The organism is Brakhagea slesvicensis (genome assembly GCF_052161625.1).
Lineage (GTDB): Bacteria > Planctomycetota > Planctomycetia > Pirellulales > Pirellulaceae > JBKCUI01.
In genome coordinates, this window is sequence record NZ_CP197412.1 from 1,132,254 (window position 1) to 1,147,887 (window position 15,634).

Annotated in this window: 11 protein-coding genes; 5 read left to right on the top strand and 6 right to left on the bottom strand. The window is 54.1% G+C overall.

Annotated elements, in window-relative coordinates:
• Positions 1 to 224: 224 nt before the first annotated feature.
• The 4 genes from amrB to SH467x_RS04410 all read left to right on the top strand — a co-directional run bounded on the left by amrB (position 225) and on the right by SH467x_RS04410 (position 8,116).
• A complete protein-coding gene (amrB, locus tag SH467x_RS04395) occupies positions 225 to 2,312 on the top strand; it encodes an AmmeMemoRadiSam system protein B (RefSeq protein ID WP_482370079.1) in 2,088 nt (695 codons plus the stop codon).
• A 205-nt stretch (positions 2,313 to 2,517) separates the two neighbouring features.
• A complete protein-coding gene (clpB, locus tag SH467x_RS04400; RefSeq protein ID WP_482370080.1) occupies positions 2,518 to 5,145 on the top strand; it encodes an ATP-dependent chaperone ClpB in 2,628 nt (875 codons plus the stop codon).
• 180 nt (positions 5,146 to 5,325) lie between these two features.
• Entirely contained in the window at positions 5,326 to 7,119 is a 1,794-nt protein-coding gene (locus SH467x_RS04405; RefSeq protein ID WP_482370081.1) for an ATP-binding cassette domain-containing protein, read from the top strand.
• Position 7,120: 1 nt separating this feature from the next.
• The gene (locus SH467x_RS04410) at positions 7,121 to 8,116 is read left to right on the top strand and encodes a Gfo/Idh/MocA family protein (protein WP_482370082.1); all 996 of its coding nucleotides are present in this window, start codon (positions 7,121 to 7,123) and stop codon (positions 8,114 to 8,116) included.
• A gap of 98 nt (positions 8,117 to 8,214) precedes the next feature.
• On the opposite strand, the gene SH467x_RS04415 is transcribed toward SH467x_RS04410, so the two are convergent.
• The 4 genes from SH467x_RS04415 to tnpA all read right to left on the bottom strand — a co-directional run bounded on the left by SH467x_RS04415 (position 8,215) and on the right by tnpA (position 11,987).
• Positions 8,215 to 9,030: a PEP-CTERM sorting domain-containing protein gene (locus SH467x_RS04415; RefSeq protein ID WP_482370083.1), complete on the bottom strand. Its 816-nt coding sequence runs from the start codon at positions 9,028 to 9,030 to the stop codon at positions 8,215 to 8,217.
• A 449-nt stretch (positions 9,031 to 9,479) separates the two neighbouring features.
• Positions 9,480 to 11,222, bottom strand: a complete 1,743-nt coding sequence (gene tnpC, locus SH467x_RS04420) for an IS66 family transposase (protein WP_482370084.1) — start codon at positions 11,220 to 11,222, stop codon at positions 9,480 to 9,482.
• Positions 11,223 to 11,304: 82 nt separating this feature from the next.
• On the bottom strand, positions 11,305 to 11,685 hold the full coding sequence (gene tnpB / locus SH467x_RS04425) for an IS66 family insertion sequence element accessory protein TnpB (RefSeq protein WP_482367252.1): 381 nt from the start codon (positions 11,683 to 11,685) through the stop codon (positions 11,305 to 11,307).
• A 5-nt stretch (positions 11,686 to 11,690) separates the two neighbouring features.
• Complete coding sequence (gene tnpA / locus SH467x_RS04430) at positions 11,691 to 11,987, bottom strand: IS66 family insertion sequence element accessory protein TnpA (protein ID WP_482367253.1); 297 nt, start codon at positions 11,985 to 11,987, stop codon at positions 11,691 to 11,693.
• Between the two features lie 764 nt (positions 11,988 to 12,751).
• Between tnpA and SH467x_RS04435 the strand changes: the two genes are divergently transcribed.
• A complete protein-coding gene (locus SH467x_RS04435) occupies positions 12,752 to 12,925 on the top strand; it encodes a hypothetical protein (RefSeq protein ID WP_482370085.1) in 174 nt (57 codons plus the stop codon).
• A gap of 79 nt (positions 12,926 to 13,004) precedes the next feature.
• Here SH467x_RS04435 and SH467x_RS04440 read toward each other — a convergent pair whose 3' ends face one another.
• Together SH467x_RS04440 and SH467x_RS04445 are read right to left on the bottom strand one after the other, a co-directional pair.
• On the bottom strand, positions 13,005 to 14,135 hold the full coding sequence (locus SH467x_RS04440; RefSeq protein WP_482370086.1) for an RHS repeat-associated core domain-containing protein: 1,131 nt from the start codon (positions 14,133 to 14,135) through the stop codon (positions 13,005 to 13,007).
• A gap of 327 nt (positions 14,136 to 14,462) precedes the next feature.
• On the bottom strand, positions 14,463 to 15,620 hold the full coding sequence (locus SH467x_RS04445) for a transposase (protein WP_482369908.1): 1,158 nt from the start codon (positions 15,618 to 15,620) through the stop codon (positions 14,463 to 14,465).
• Between the last annotated feature and the right edge of the window lie 14 nt (positions 15,621 to 15,634).

Below are 15,634 nucleotides of genomic sequence, written 5' to 3' on the forward strand. Positions count from 1 at the left end.
AAGATCGCATGGAAAAGGAAGATCGACCATAAAAATCGGAAAGCGGTGGCACCGGATCGAAGGGACGTAAACGGCAACCGGTAAACCTGGATTCTTTCCGTCTCACATACATCCAACCCGCAATCCATCAGCTATCTTTGCCGGTCGGCGAAGCACCGTCGCAGCCCTCGTTACAATTGCCACCATCGCTAAACTCCTCGCAATCCCACTCTTCGGAGGATCCCGTGTCGATTTCAGAACCCGTTAAGCTCCCCATGCTTCAACTTGATGAACTCACCGATGCACAGAAGCAGCAGATCCACCGTGCAACCCAACTGGCGATTATCGCAGCAACGATCGGCCGACCTCTTTCAGCGGAATGGACTCAACTGCTGGGCGATCTTGCCGGGCAGCATGTTTTTGGACTCTTTACCACACTGACCCGTGCCAAGCAGCTTCGCGGATGCTGTGGATTTCTGGGGCGCCCCACTCCGCTCGCGGATGCCATCCTGCAGTCTGCGGCCCGCACGGCCAAGGATGATGTTCGGATGGTCGCTATTTCCCCTGCGGAAGTCCGGTACTTGGAACTCGACGTTTCCCTCCTGGGCACCCCCATTGTGTTGAATACGCCCCCAACCGAGCGCGCCGCTGGCGTACAAATCGGCACGCATGGGCTGCGCATTACACGGGGCAATCAAGCCGGACTGTTGCTCCCCAGCGTGGCCATCGATCACAATTGGGATGCAAAAGAATTTTTGAGAGCGGTCTGTCGCAAAGCAGGATTACCCGAAGCGTCCTGGCAGGACGCTTCCGCAACCGTCGAGATTTTCGCAGGCGCCGTGCTCTCTGGTCCCATCGAGCCCGAATCCATTCCCTCGGACATGCCAGTGGTACTCCCGCCTGGAACCATCCAAAAGCTTCAAAAGCTACGTCAAGTTGCAACGAACAATCTCATCGCGCTGACTCAGGGAGGCACCCCCAGCTATGTCGCCCTGGACGCCATGGATGGTAATGTCAACGGGATTGTACTCACGCTGCGGAACGCGGAGACCAGCCAACCGCTTGCCAACTGGATCCATACTTCCCTGCGTCCTGGATTTCCCCTTCAAAACACTCTGTTGGAGCTTTGTAAAAGCGCGGCCGATACTCTGTTGCGGACGAGATTCGAAAAGAACCTAAACATCGAACTGGAGATAACAGTTCTCTACGACCCGATCCATCACGGGATCATCCAAACCGAGGATTGGGATGGCAATGTGCTCCGCACCCCAATCGCTCAATGCGACCTCGAAGGGGTCAAACCAGACAATCGCGCCATCGTCTCGCTTCTCGGAGATCGATGCTCGGTGGTGTTTGACGCCGCAAAACCGGTGCATCAGATTGTTCAGGATGCGGCCTTGCCATTGCGGTCTCGCAAGAATCCTATCGCCATCTTTTCAATGCAGTGTATGTCTACCACCAGCTCCTTGATGGCCAGCAATGCTCCGATCGCGGTCGACAGGAGAGAAAATCGCCAGGCGGCCGTGGCGGGCACATTCTATCCAGCGACGCGCGCTGAGCGGACTTCGTTGATCGACAGTTTTCGTTCGAATCCTCCTGCCGCCCCCATGCGTTTGTTGGGATTGATGACACCCCATGCCGGCTTGACATTCAGCGGAGCGGTTGCGACCAAGGTATGGGAGCAAGCCGAATTGCCGGAAACGATTTTGATACTTGGACCGAAGCATACACCACACGGTTCTGACTGGGCGGTAAGTCCCGCTCCGACGTGGGAACTTCCAGACGGGGACGCTTGGTCGGCCAATCTAGATCTTGCAACCGCGATCGTTCAAGGTGTCGAAGGAATGCAGTTCGACCTAACAGCCCATCTTGCCGAGCATGGAATTGAAGTGCAACTTCCTGTTTTGGAGGCATTGATTGGAAACTCGCTTCGCCCGCGTATCACTGCGGCGGTTGTTCGAGGGGCTAGTTGGGATGAGATACGCACCCTCAGCCAACAACTGGCTGCCGTTCTACGCAAGCTACCCGAACTCCCTCTATTGGTCATCTCGAGCGATATGAATCATTATCAGCCTGACCAAGAAAACCGACGGCGCGATGATTTGGCACTGAGGGCCATGGAATCCTGCGATCCCTATCAACTGCTCGAAGCGTGCCGATCGAACAATATCAGCATGTGTGGAGTTGTCCCGACTGCGATCGTCATGCAAACATTGCATGAATTGGGCAAACCGTTTGCGATTGAGCGAATCGCGTACGAAACCAGCGCGGATCGAGGAAGTGATCCTGGACGCGTGGTCGGCTATGCGGGCGTCTGTTTCATCGAGAAATAAATTGCGAGTCGAGCGTGAACGTTAGCACCCGTTGTACCGATTCATTTGAAGCACTGGACTCGGTCGGAAGCTCCGCAGTTTAGCAAGGCATGGACCGTTTGGCGCGGCGTTTGCAATTCGTGGGATCCGTCGGTTCTCCGACTGCCATCAGGGAGTTCCGGGTGGCACCCCCCGAATCGCTTGTTGTACTCGCTCGAGGTTTGTTATGTCGTTTCGAATGGATAAGTTGACGATCAAAGCCCAGGAAGCGATCGTGGAATCGCAGTCCAAAGCATCGGAGATGGGGAACCCGGAACTCGATCCCTTGCACCTGCTCTACGCGTTGCTCCAAGACCGCGAGGGGGTCGTGGTCCCTCTTCTCAAGAAGATCGGCGCCTCGGTCGAGAAGATCCAATCGGTGACCGAAAGCGAACTGAGCAGGCTTCCCCGCAGCTCCGGCGGTAGACAACCCGGCGTCGGCCCGGCCCTTCAAAAAGTCTTTGAATCGTCAGCTAGTGCGGCGACGGCGATGAAGGATGAGTTTGTCAGCACCGAGCACTTGTTGCTGGGACTTTGTCGCTCCAACAACAAAGCCACCGAAGTCCTCCAGCTACTCGGTATCGATGAAAACGACATTCTCGGGGCATTGCAGTCCGTCCGAGGAAGCGCTCGGGTAACCGACCAAACCCCAGAGGGAAAGTTTCAAGCTCTGGAGAAGTACGGCATCGATCTGGTCGATCTCGCGACGAAAAACAAGCTGGACCCGGTCATCGGACGCGATACCGAGATTCGGCGCGTCATCCAAGTCCTTTCGCGGCGCACCAAGAATAATCCGGTCTTGATCGGCGAGCCTGGAGTGGGCAAAACGGCCATCGCAGAGGGTTTGGCACAGCGAATCGTGGCTGGTGATGTGCCACAAAGTCTCAAAAACCGAAAGGTGATTGCGCTCGATATGGGCGCGCTGATAGCTGGTACCAAATTCCGAGGGGAGTTTGAGGAACGGCTCAAGGCCGTATTGCGCGAAGTAAAAGATTCGGGCGGCGATATTATTCTCTTCATCGATGAACTCCACACCGTGATCGGGGCAGGTGCGGCGGAAGGATCGAGCGACGCCGCGAACCTTCTCAAACCCGAATTGGCGCGCGGACAGCTCCGTTGTGTGGGAGCGACCACACTCGATGAGTATCGCAAACACATTGAAAAGGATGCCGCGCTCGAACGGAGATTCCAACCTGTTTACGTCGGGGAGCCTTCCGTTGAAGATACCATCACGATCCTTCGCGGATTGAAACCTCGCTATGAAGCCCACCACGGCATTAAGATTCGGGATGCGGCGTTGGTCGAAGCCGCTAAGCTTTCGCATCGTTATATTTCAGATCGATTCCTTCCAGACAAAGCCATTGACCTAGTCGACGAGGCCTCGGCGCGGATCGCCATGGAGCGGGATAGCGTTCCCGCTGAGATCGATTCGTTGCAGCGGCGATTGCGACAGCTTGAGATCGCGCAACGGCAACTTCATGACGAATCGGACGAAAGCACCGAGGAGTCGCTATCCGATATTGAAGAAGAGATTGCACGTGTTCAGAAGGAGTTAGCCGGTCTTCGCGAAAAATGGGAAGCGGAGAAATTAGGTCTATCCGGAGTGGGATCGATTCGCAAATCGCTGGAACAAACCGAAGGGGAGTTTCGCCAACTCGAGTCGAAGATCAAAGAAAAACAATCGATAGGACTCTCGGTCGAGGAGGCCGAATACCAACGGCTTTACGAGCTGGATCAAAAGCGTCGCAAGTTGACAGAAGAGCTTCAACGGGAAGAAAGCGTTGCCCATCCGCCAGCTGGAACAGCCGAGCGCAAACTCCTTCGCACCGAAGTCACGCCCGATGAAATCGCAGCCGTCGTCAGCTCCTGGACAGGGATTCCCGTCACGCGCATGATGGAAACGGAGCGGGCTAAACTGCTGGTCATGGAAGAGCGATTGCACCAGCGCGTCGTGGGACAAGCCAAAGCGGTCGAAGCCGTGAGCAACGCGGTGCGCCGAAGTCGCAGTGGATTGCAAGACCCTAATCGCCCTATCGGCTCCTTCCTTTTCCTCGGGCCAACTGGCGTAGGAAAAACAGAGCTCTGCAAGGCCTTAGCGGAGGTCATGTTCGACGACGAAGCGGCCATGGTCCGCATCGACATGAGCGAATTCATGGAAAAGCACACCGTCAGCCGACTGGTCGGCGCTCCTCCGGGATATGTCGGGTACGAAGAGGGGGGGCAACTCACGGAAGCGGTTCGCCGACGCCCTTACAGCGTCGTCCTGCTCGACGAGGTCGAGAAGGCGCACAATGATGTCTTCAACATTCTCCTGCAAGTTCTCGACGATGGACGCCTCACCGACGGACAAAATCGCACGGTCGACTTCACCAACACCGTGATCGTGATGACGAGCAATATTGGAAGTCAAATGATCCAACGGGTCGCAGAAGAAGGAGGCTCGGAAGAAGATATGCACCAGGCAGTCCAGGACTCGCTCAAGGCAAGATTCCTTCCCGAGTTTCTGAATCGAATCGACGAGACGATTATCTTTGAACCTTTGAAGAGAGATCAAATTCGCCGGATCGTCGGACTTCAGATCAAGCGATTGGAGAAGCAGCTTGCTGAAAAGCACATCACGCTTTCCATCACGGATCGAGCCTTGGAAGCCATCGCAGAGGAGGGCTACGATCCGATTTACGGGGCGAGACCTTTAAAGCGAGTGATCCAGCGCCGACTTCAAAACAAGATCGCTAGCGCGTTGCTGAAGCGGGACCCGGACGACACAGACCCGATCGCCATCGATTTCGCAGATGGCGAATTCATGTTTGCTTGACGGTAGCCGCCTTCGATTCGGCTTGCAGGAACGGGGAAACCGGTTAAGTTCGCATGGGCCAGGGTAGCTTCGAATCTGTTCCGAAGCGCCCTTGGGCCTGGGACCTTTCCAAACGAAACAGCCTCCTGCGTATTCGACAAATCGAGATCTATGCCGCAAATTACATTGCACCAACTAAGCATGAGCTATCGTGGCCCTCAACTCCTTTCGGAAGTTGGTTGCCGGATCGAATCGGGCGAAAAAATCGGCCTTCTTGGGCGAAATGGAGCGGGAAAGTCCACCCTCCTCAAGCTGCTGGCTGGACAGGAACGCCCGGAATCGGGATCGATTGAGTTCGCCCCTGGAACGCGTGTGGCCGTCCTTCCTCAGGATGTTCCTGATGGAATTACTGGAACGGTAGAAGAGGTCGTATCGCGAGGCCTTCCCGAAGAGTTTCAACTCGATGAAAACCACTGGAAACGGGACCAATATCTTTCGAATACCCTGCAACAATTGGAACTGGCTCCCAACCTCGACTTCAACTCCTTGTCCACGGGCCTGAAACGTCGCACACTGCTTGGCCAGTCCATTGTTAGCCGCCCGCATGTTCTCCTCCTCGACGAGCCAACCAACCATTTGGACATCGACGCCATTCGATGGCTAGAAGGTTTCCTCGCATCCCTCGAGTCCACACTCCTTTTTGTGACCCACGATCGCGCGTTCCTAACTCGACTCGCAACACGCATTTTAGAAATCGATCGCGGCAAGCTATTCGACTGGTCCTGCGACTACGAGACCTTCTTGAAACGCAAAGAGCAAGCGTTGTTGGCGGAGGAAAAACAACAAGCCTTGTTCGATAAGAAACTGGCCGAGGAAGAAGTTTGGATTCGGACAGGTATCAAAGCCAGAAGAACACGAAACGAGGGACGCGTTCGACGATTGGAACAAATGCGAGTGACGCGATTGCAGCGGCCCAAAGCGGTCGGAAGCGTCAGGATGCAGTTTGAAACCGGCGACCGGAGCGGCAATCTTGTTTGCCAGATTGAACAAGCGTCGTTTGGATATGGGGACAAGCAGATCGTTGCACCTTTTGATTTGACGATTATGCGAGGGGACAAGGTTGGGATCTTGGGACGCAATGGCGTCGGCAAATCGACCTTGCTCAAAGGAATTTTGGGAAAACTACCACCGCTAACAGGGACGGTCCGTCTCGGCACGAAACTGGATATCGCTTACTTCGATCAAACCCGCGATATTCTCGATTTGAACAAAACGGCAGTGGACAATGTTGGCGAAGGAAAGACGACGATTCAGGTTGGGGGAAAGTCGAAGCATATCATCGGATACCTACAAGACTTCCTCTTCACGCCCGAACAAGCTCGTTCGCCGATTCGCTATTTCTCCGGAGGGCAGCGAAATCGTCTGATGTTGGCAAAACTCCTAGCCCAACCTGCCAACATGCTCATCATGGACGAACCCACCAACGACTTGGACTCCGAGACATTGGAATTGCTGGAGGAACGCCTCGTCGAGTACGACGGGACCTTGCTCGTGGTGAGCCATGATCGCGCTTTTCTTAATAACTGCGTGACGAGTTTGTTGGTGTTCGAAGATGGTGCGATCAAAGAATATGTTGGTGGGTACGACGACTGGTTGCGGCAGAAAAAAGCAGAGCTAACCGGCAGCAACGGCTTGAAGAGCACGGCTCGCAGTTCTACTTCTTCACTCGCCAGTAACGAGCCAGGTCCAGTCCCTACCAAAACCAATCACGAAAAGAAGCTTTCGTTTAAGGAAAAGCAAGAGCTGGAGAAATTGCCCAAAAAAATCGAACAGCTCGAAGCGGAGCAAATATCGATTCACGACCAAATGGCATCGGCCGATTACTTCAAGCAGCCCGCTTCGATTCTAGCGGTGGATCAATCCCGATTAAAAAAAATCGAACACGAGTTAACTACGGCTTACGCGCGATGGGAGTCGCTGTCAGAAAGGGCATAGCATGCGGTGGGCATTTTTGGGAATCGGTCGAGTCACCCCCAGAATGGTCGAGGCAGTCCGACTGGCTGGGCACACGATCGCTGCAGCCGCGGCACGCGATCCCATTGCGTTACAAGAATGGTGTACAACCCACCAAATCCCGTCGTCCACGCAAAATTTTCTTGAATTGTGCGAGGCGGACAATATCGACGTCATCTACATTGCTCTGCCCCCCCATCTCCACACCGAGCTTGCGATCAAGGCATTGGAATCGGGCAAGCGAGTCCTTTGCGAGAAACCCCTCACCGCCAATCTAGAGGATTCTTGTCGACTGCAATCGGTTGTGTCTCAGTCTCCAGATCGATTTCGTCACGCATCTGCCTTTCCATTCCATCCGCGCAGCCAGGCAATGCGATCTATTATCGCCGGCGGGGAAATTGGCGAAGTGACCCGCGTCACGTTCTCCTGCAGCTTCTCCCATGTTCTCCAACGGGGACGCGATTACCGAACCGACCCCAGCGCTGGAGGTGGCTGTTTGCTCGATTTAGGTTGGTACTGCGCACTCGCTACAGAATGGTTTGCAGGAGAGAAACCGTCCCGTCTTCAGGCGATGGGAAAACGACATGGCGAACATGGCATTTGGCTCAGCGCGCAAGCTATTGTGGAACTTGAATGTGGCGCGTTCGCGCATTGGGACTGTGGTTTTGATGCACCCGGTCGGAAGTGGATGGAGATTGCAGGCACCAAGGGCTCCGTAATCTGCGATGATTTCTTAAGACCATGGGATGTTTCCAAACCTCGCTTCTGGGTGCATGGCTCGGACGGAAAAGCGAGAAGCGAAATGATCGGCGCGAATGTGAACCAAGAGGCTCGCATGATCGAATCGCTATGGACATCGGAGCACCAAGCGATCGATTTGAATCAACTCACCGAATTTGGTTTCCAAGCCCAGGCAACACTCTCCACATGGGAGGGTGCGATGATCAAAGCGAGTATCAAACCAAGACTTCCGCAATGAGTCGCTGAATGACGTTAGCATCGATAAGCTGCGAGGATGTCGCGACCCATCGCATCCTTCGACGTCCCTACGATGGAGTTGGAGTCTATTCCGATCCTCTACGCCCGCGGCAAATTTCTACGCCCACGACGAAAACGTCGAACTAGACCAAAACCAAGCCCGGTGATCCCCAGCAACGCCACGGAACTTGGCTCCGGAACGGCGGTGATTCGCAAGTCATCGATGGCGAACGTATGCCGACTATCATTATTCCCGATCCCTCCCGATGCTTGCGCAACGACTTGCACCCAAAGCCCCCCCGAATCCCCAGGCGTGTAACCGCTAATAGTAAAACTTCGATCGATAGCTCCCACGATATTCTGGCTGAAGGTTCCCACTGACGTGAAGGAGGTTGGTGTGGCACCTGCTCCCCACCGAACATCCCAGTTATTTGGAAGCGTCAAATTGTGATCGTGAAGTAGTTGCGAACTAAACGTAAAATCGAGGGAGGATGTGTTGACATCAACGATCCGAAAAGTGAACGCAGCCCCGGGATCGAGCCCCAGACTGCTCTGACTCGAAACATCCCCCTTTAGATGTACCCCCAATGCACGATCGCTCCAGTTTTGCTGAACACCCGACGATGGGTTGTTAGCATCCACGAATGGAAGAGTATCGATTGCTGCATAGTTATGAAATCCAGAGTTGTTCGAATCCCAAGGCTTTGGATTGATCCCATCGGTATTAAATGCGGCCGAACTATCCGTACCCAAGAAGGAACTCGTCGCACCGGTTCGAACGCTCACCCCATCGGGCAACAGCGTTCCGATGCTGTCAAAATTTTGCGTATAGGTCCCGCTCGATAGCGAGATATCCGCTCTTGCTGGTAAGGCCAAGGCCACGGCCAGAAAAAGACTAGATGCTAAAACTTTCATGATGTTGGTCCTTGTTTGCTTCTGTCGAACCTTGGACACCACACGGAACTCTTACTCGCCATGTGAGTCAACAGATCCAAGCGCTACAATCAGAAACTGCTAAGGCTCGAATATGGATATGCAATGCAAAATCGTCAACGATTTGCCCATCCTAGAGACATCGTCTTGCGCAACCAAAAAAGCGGGACATTATGTCCCACACCTGTCGTTTCCGGAGGAATGAGGCGCGCTTCTCGCAGGCTTAGACGTCCCAATCCTCGTGCAACCGCTTCCAGTCCGACGGCAGCAGTGCAACCAACGCTCGAAACGCGTCTCCTCATGGCTACGTTTGGCACAAACACCACCGCTTGCGGATTAAAAGCCCCTGGCAACCCCTCCTCAAAAGTGAGCGTACACGACGCTCTCTGAGATTTTCTCGCGGGTAGGGTTGCGTCGTGGCGCTCTGTTCCCTACTTCGATTTGCGAAGCTGATTTCGCATTCGACGCTTCGCAGCTTGGGCCGTTGCGTTATCAGCCTTATCGCGACGCTCCTGCTCCCGATAGGTGCGCACAGCTTCCGGGTGCTCTGCCTTCCAGCGATCCGGTAGCAGCTCCTCCACGCGCGCTGTCCCTCGTAGCAAGTGTGTAATCACACTCTCCAAGTACATCCCAATGTCAATCTCCTGACGCTGCGCACTGGCAACTAGACTCATGAGGCTTGCATTGCGTATCCCGGCTCGCATGCTTCCGACGAACAGCCAGTTCTTGCGCCCAATCGCGACTCGCTTCATCAGCCTTTCGACTTGATTGTTGTCGATCGGGAGGCGGCCGTCGGTGGCGTATACGCATAACGCATCCCAGTGGTTGCGCACATAGTTGAGCGCGCCACCAAGCTTGCTCGCAGGTAACACGCTTCGTGCCAACGGGCCATCGAGCCAGTCGCGGAGTCGATCGAGTATCATTCGCGATTCTTTGGCTCGCAGTTCTCCTCGTGCTTCATCGCTCCACTGCGCGCAGCGACGCTCGATATCGTAAAGCTGGTTCATCAGCGCAAGAGGGAGCGATGCGGCTTTCTGATCGTTGGATTGATGTTCGTAGACATGACGGCGCGCATGCGACCAGCACGCCATGCGGGTCATCTTCGACCCGGGCGCAAGAATCACGCTCATGTTGCCCGAATAACAGTCTGCCATCACATGCCCGGTATACCCTTCCAAGTATTCTGCAGGTCCATCGCGATGCCGCGAGACTCGGAAGTCGAAGAGATCATAAGGAGCTGTTGTGTCGAAGCCGGAGTAGCCCCACATTTTGGCATCCAGGCTATCTTTCTTTTCCTTTTGAGCCTCCTTCATCTTCTCAAGGAGTCGCTGTATTCGGGAGTCTTGCAGAGCCTCCTTTTCGTCGGGTATCTCCTTGGGCATGATCAGCTTGACGTGCGTGTCATCAAGCCCCAAGCAACGAGAGGCCATGAGTCTGGCTCGCATCGCTTCGATCAGCCTTTCCGAAACATCATGAGTTAGATCTGCCAGGTAATCCAGGGTAGATCGACTTGGGGTCCACCCTGACGAGGCGAACATGTCTTGGAGACGGTAATAGGGGAGATGGAGTCCGAACTTGCCATGGATCACTTGAGCAGCCACGGAAGGGTGGTAGCGGCCCTTTTCCCCAAGATTTACTTCTTCTTCGACGTTCAGCTCGCGTTCGGGGGAGTTGGCGTAAGCCAGAACAGGCTTCTTGTACTGGAGAACAACAAGCTTCGACGGGATGTGCTTGAGGGTTTCGGTGACTTCATAGCGTTTGACGATCAGCTCGCCAGAGTCAACGCATTGTTGGAACGCATCAGGGATCTCCACTTCCACGACCTCACGCGGCAAGTGTGGCGGGAACTTGTCACTATTTGGCTTCTTCGCGACAGCTTGCTTCTTGCGCGTATAGGTGATGCGCTCTACCTCGGCTTCCGCTTCCTTCTTGGCAGCTTCGAGCGCCTCTTGCAACTCCTTGTCATCCTCGAATTCCAAGAGATATTGGTCTGCGTTGATGAACTTCTCTCGCTTCTTCCCGGTGCGCAGGAAGCGGATCTCAGCAAGCGCTTCTTCGAGCGATTTTTTGAGCGTATCGATCTCGGATTTTTGCTTTACGAGAACGTTCGATTGCACAAGAATCACTTCTTGTGCGGTGCTCAAATCGTTCGGTAATTCGTTCGCGTCTTGCATGATGGTGTTATAGCGCGAGGCCCAAAAAGCGCAAGAGGGGACAGAAGTGAAATTGCCTAAAAACACAGGAATTGTTTCCGTTTCAAGCAGAGATTGCTTCTAGAGAATCGCGGGCCGGAGGGACGTAGCGCATTCTCTTCTTCACAGAGCTGAGTTCGACTCCCGTAAGGATCCACTGCAGCTCGGCGGACGAGACCACGACATGCTTCCCATCGGCGCTTCGAACTGGGCGCTGAAAGCAGCCTCTCTCCAATCGCTTCATCCAAATAGCGATTCCATCGGTGTCCCAGTACAAGAGCTTGATCCGATTCAGGCGATGGTTCAGGAACATGAACAAGCCACCATCGCGCACGTCGCGCTGAAAGTCATTCTTAATGATCCCGAAGAGACCGTCGAAGCTCTTGCGCATATCGATGGGCTCGGTATGCAGGTAAATGGGAACTGAAGGGTTGAGAGCGAGCATGGTAACTATGCCACCTGATCGAGAATATCAGAGAGCGAGGCAATCGCACTAAGGGGTAGACGCAAAAGCACGCCGCTTGGGAGCTTGATTTCGATCGCAGAGTCGACAGCATCCACGGATTGAACTCGCAAGAACGCTGGCTGGACCGGAGCCTTGCCAAGCTTGCGCTTCCAGTTATAGAAGGTTGGAACGGAACAACCGATGGAATCGCAGAATTGGGTTACGGTAAGTCCTGAGCGGTCGAAATCCGCGAGATGCTGCGCCCATCGTTGGGAGCGAGAAGCAGAAGATGGTCGAGCCAAGATGAGTTCCTTGCGTACGAGTGAAAACGTTGATCGAACGCAGAAAACTACACGACAGAAACCGACCAGGTCGGGAAAATCAAGAACCGGTCAGTGTACGCTCACGCGAGAGCTGCGAGGATAGCGCACAATCGCGCTCTAAGCTGTGATTTATGCAGAGCAAGAGAAAGCGAACCAGCACTTGTATCACTCCAAAACAACACGAGCTAAGCCTTGTGCAACTGCGTCATGTACCAAGAAAAGAGTGTTACCAAGCGAGCGACAAGATCGATGGATGTCTGATTGACCGTCGCAAGCCAGAAAATCGAGGTAGAACCAACTCACAAAACTACAGAAACGCCCCAACAGATCGCCAGTTTGCACCGAAGTGAGTTCAAGCACATCGATTGCACGAGCTGTGCCTCAGAGAAACTCGCACCGCACCATCAACTCGCCTAATAGCGCCGAGTTCTCGAACGCTTTTTTCCAGAATGTTCTGCAGCGCCGAAGCAGGGCGCTGCGGGCGAATGGGCGTTGATTCTGTTGGAACATCTCTCGCGCCCGCCTGCGCATCCTAGAAAACCTTCCGATGACTTCGTGTCATCGGTTTTCAACTACTCTCCTAAGACGCTCCCAGGAAACATCCTGTTCAATCGGCGTACTCGCATTGCTTCTAATGCCTTGATACTTGAGTCGACAAAATCCGATGAAAACGATCGATCTATCTCCTTTTCATTGCTTTGCAAAAACTCGAGTTCAGACTCGAGGCTATTCGATACTGATGAATGACCTTCCAACAACTCACGAACGTCCTCTACAAGATATTCTCTCCCAGCAACAACGACGAATACCGACTCATCACCACGATCCCGGCGATAGTCAATCGAGTATCGTTCGTTACTCGCAACGATTTGAATGTTTCCGAAGATGTCAGGGCGATAGTCAGCGACATCTATTGAAAACCTGTCTTTCGTACAAAGCATTTCAAAGAACTTACGAACAGAATTCGGTGTCGCGTTCGGTATTACATGCGTCATGTTAGCGTGCCCCCGGTGCAATAAGTCGCAAGCCGTCCGCGCAAATCTTGAATCCCTTGCTAAGAAGGAACTCTAACTCTCGTGCAAAGTACGATCCTGGTTTTGCAAGATCGGCTCGCGTTGCGAGGATGATATCATCGCCGCGGGCAATCATACGATCTAAGAACTTCGTATTCGCTTCCCAACGTTCAACCTCAGTCATCTTGTTCCAAACAGACGTCGGTATGTTGAATCGCCTAGCTCCTAATTGCTCCGCAAGTTCGGTGTACGCAGGATAATGCCCGAGAACTGTCTTGCCTCCACTAACTGGGGCAGTGGTCAGTTTCGGTGTTGAAGCTCCCGTAGCGTTTTGCAGAACTGGACCGCCACCGGCCATCATACCGGCAATTTCAATCGATCGCCACACGCCACCTTCGGGCCCGACAAGATCATTCGTCAAGGCAAGTCCCGGTGAATTCGCCCTACGAACTTGATGCCATCGATTCTTCTCGGCATCTGTCGCAATACCGATGTACATACGATTCCAAATCGTACGCATCTCTACGTCGAGAAGATCTCGCATCTCCGATGATGTTGCCGATCGCATCACAGTTTGATTGTCGCGTTCCCGCTGGCGAATACTCTCCAGCTCCCGTTGACGCAGTAATTGTGTAACCAAGCTCGCGAATTTTGCAATGTCCGCTTCACTGCGGACAGGCTGGTTGTATATCGAAATTAACTCGCTCTCGATATCCCATGAACTCCGCTCCTGCAATCCACTTGGATCAATTACGTTCGTCGCCCCATTCCCAACATACCGATACAGATTCGTATCCCCACCATCAAAACCAATAGGGTCTTGGCTGAGGAATCGACCAAGCCGTGGGCTGTACCAACGGTTCCATGAATTCTGGAATCCAGTCGTCGCGTCGAAAAATTTGCCTGTGTATCCAAACTGGACCACTACCGCCCCCGATTGGGACTTGAGGTTACCAAACGCATCGTAACGCCTATGATTCACGACGCTCGTCGTGCCTGTAGTCGGATTATAGTCCACGATATCCTTGAGCGTTCCTTGGTGGTCCCCTAAAGTCCAAAATGTATCATAACCTGTTCCGGCGAGCTTTTGTTCGTCGGCGAACAATTCATCCACCTGATCGGACCAGAGATACCACCATAGGAGGCACCCACCTATCTGGCGATTAATAGGAGGCACCCACCTATCTGGGGGGAACGGGAGATCGGGGGGGAGCTGTGCGGGGAAGAATGGGGCGGCGGAAGCGGGATTGGGGGCAATTTGGACAGAGTTGCAGTCGACTTGGCTGGAGAGAGCGCAGCAGCGTACTTGGCCCGGTGCTGGAGTTCGGGCGAGGTGAGAGGCGGGGCTCTCGCCATGGCGCCATGGTGGAGTGGGCACCGCGAGGGGGTTGGTAACAGAGCGAGCGGCTAGGCCAAGCAAGCTTTTGCTAACCGAGGGCCACTAGGCGAAGCAAGCGGCGACGAGCCGCTGGCCGCGACTCCAGCGATTGTTGGTCCGCTCCGCGTCGGCTACCATCGACTTGGGACTTCCACTACAGCGGCTGGTGCCAAAGTACTTCGTGTAGTTCCATACCAAGTCGCACCACATGCTGGGTTCGACTCCCAGCCCAGAGAATAAGGGCTTCAAGGATTCGGGGACCGGATGCAATTTCCCAGGAGGATGACCCTTCTGCTCCGCTGTCCAACGCAATAGCTTCACGTAGTCTTCCAGGTTCATGTTCAAGAACCCTTTGTTGCTGGCTCGCAGGCCGTTGGTGCAGGGCTCTGGATCCAACGAGTTCACCTTGGGGTCGAGCGTGAAGGGGGCCAGCCAAGCGTCTCTGGGGACCAGAGGACGGGGGCCACGGTTCTGACGAGCCTTCTTCTGCTCCTCCACCGTCATCTTGGTCCTCCGTTTGATCGATTCCTCTTTCGATAAAGGAACGCGATCCAGAGCCGTCGATTCGATCATTGCACCGTTGGCAGCTTGGAGACGATCGTACACGGAGGTGTGGATGGAGAGTTCGATCGTTTCGGCTAGATTCGCGCGGAGGACATTGAGATCGACATACATGGCGCATGCGAGCAAACCGGCTTCATCGAGAAGCCGATTGGCTTTGAATCGGCCTTCCCAGAAGCAACCGGTGCATTTGTCTTCTGCATTGGCTCGCCTGGCGATGACTTCGGCGAGAGAGCGCATGAACCAAGAGATATCGGAGAGTCGGCTTCGATACTCTTTGATCTTTTCTGGATCGGCTACGGCGCTTCGGACATCTTCTTCGTTGGCCTCGGCCAAGACATCGAGGATCCGGGTACCAGGAAAGAGTCGCAGCCAACGTGTGGCAACTTCTTGGTCAGACCAAGTAGCCACGACGTCGGGACGATTGCGGAGGACGACATGGAGGTGATTGGATAGGACGGCATATTCGAGAACGTCGATACCAAAGACGGAGGCAAGGGATTCGAGTCTTTGGCGAATCCATTCTCTTCGGTGGGAGTAGTCTGTGCTGGTGAGCTCATCGAAACCAGCCAGAAAGGCGCGACGGACACAACGGTTGTAGCAATGGACAAGGCAGATTTCGTTGCTAACGAATTGCTCAGAACGGAGCGTGCTGGACATGATGGATCTCTCCA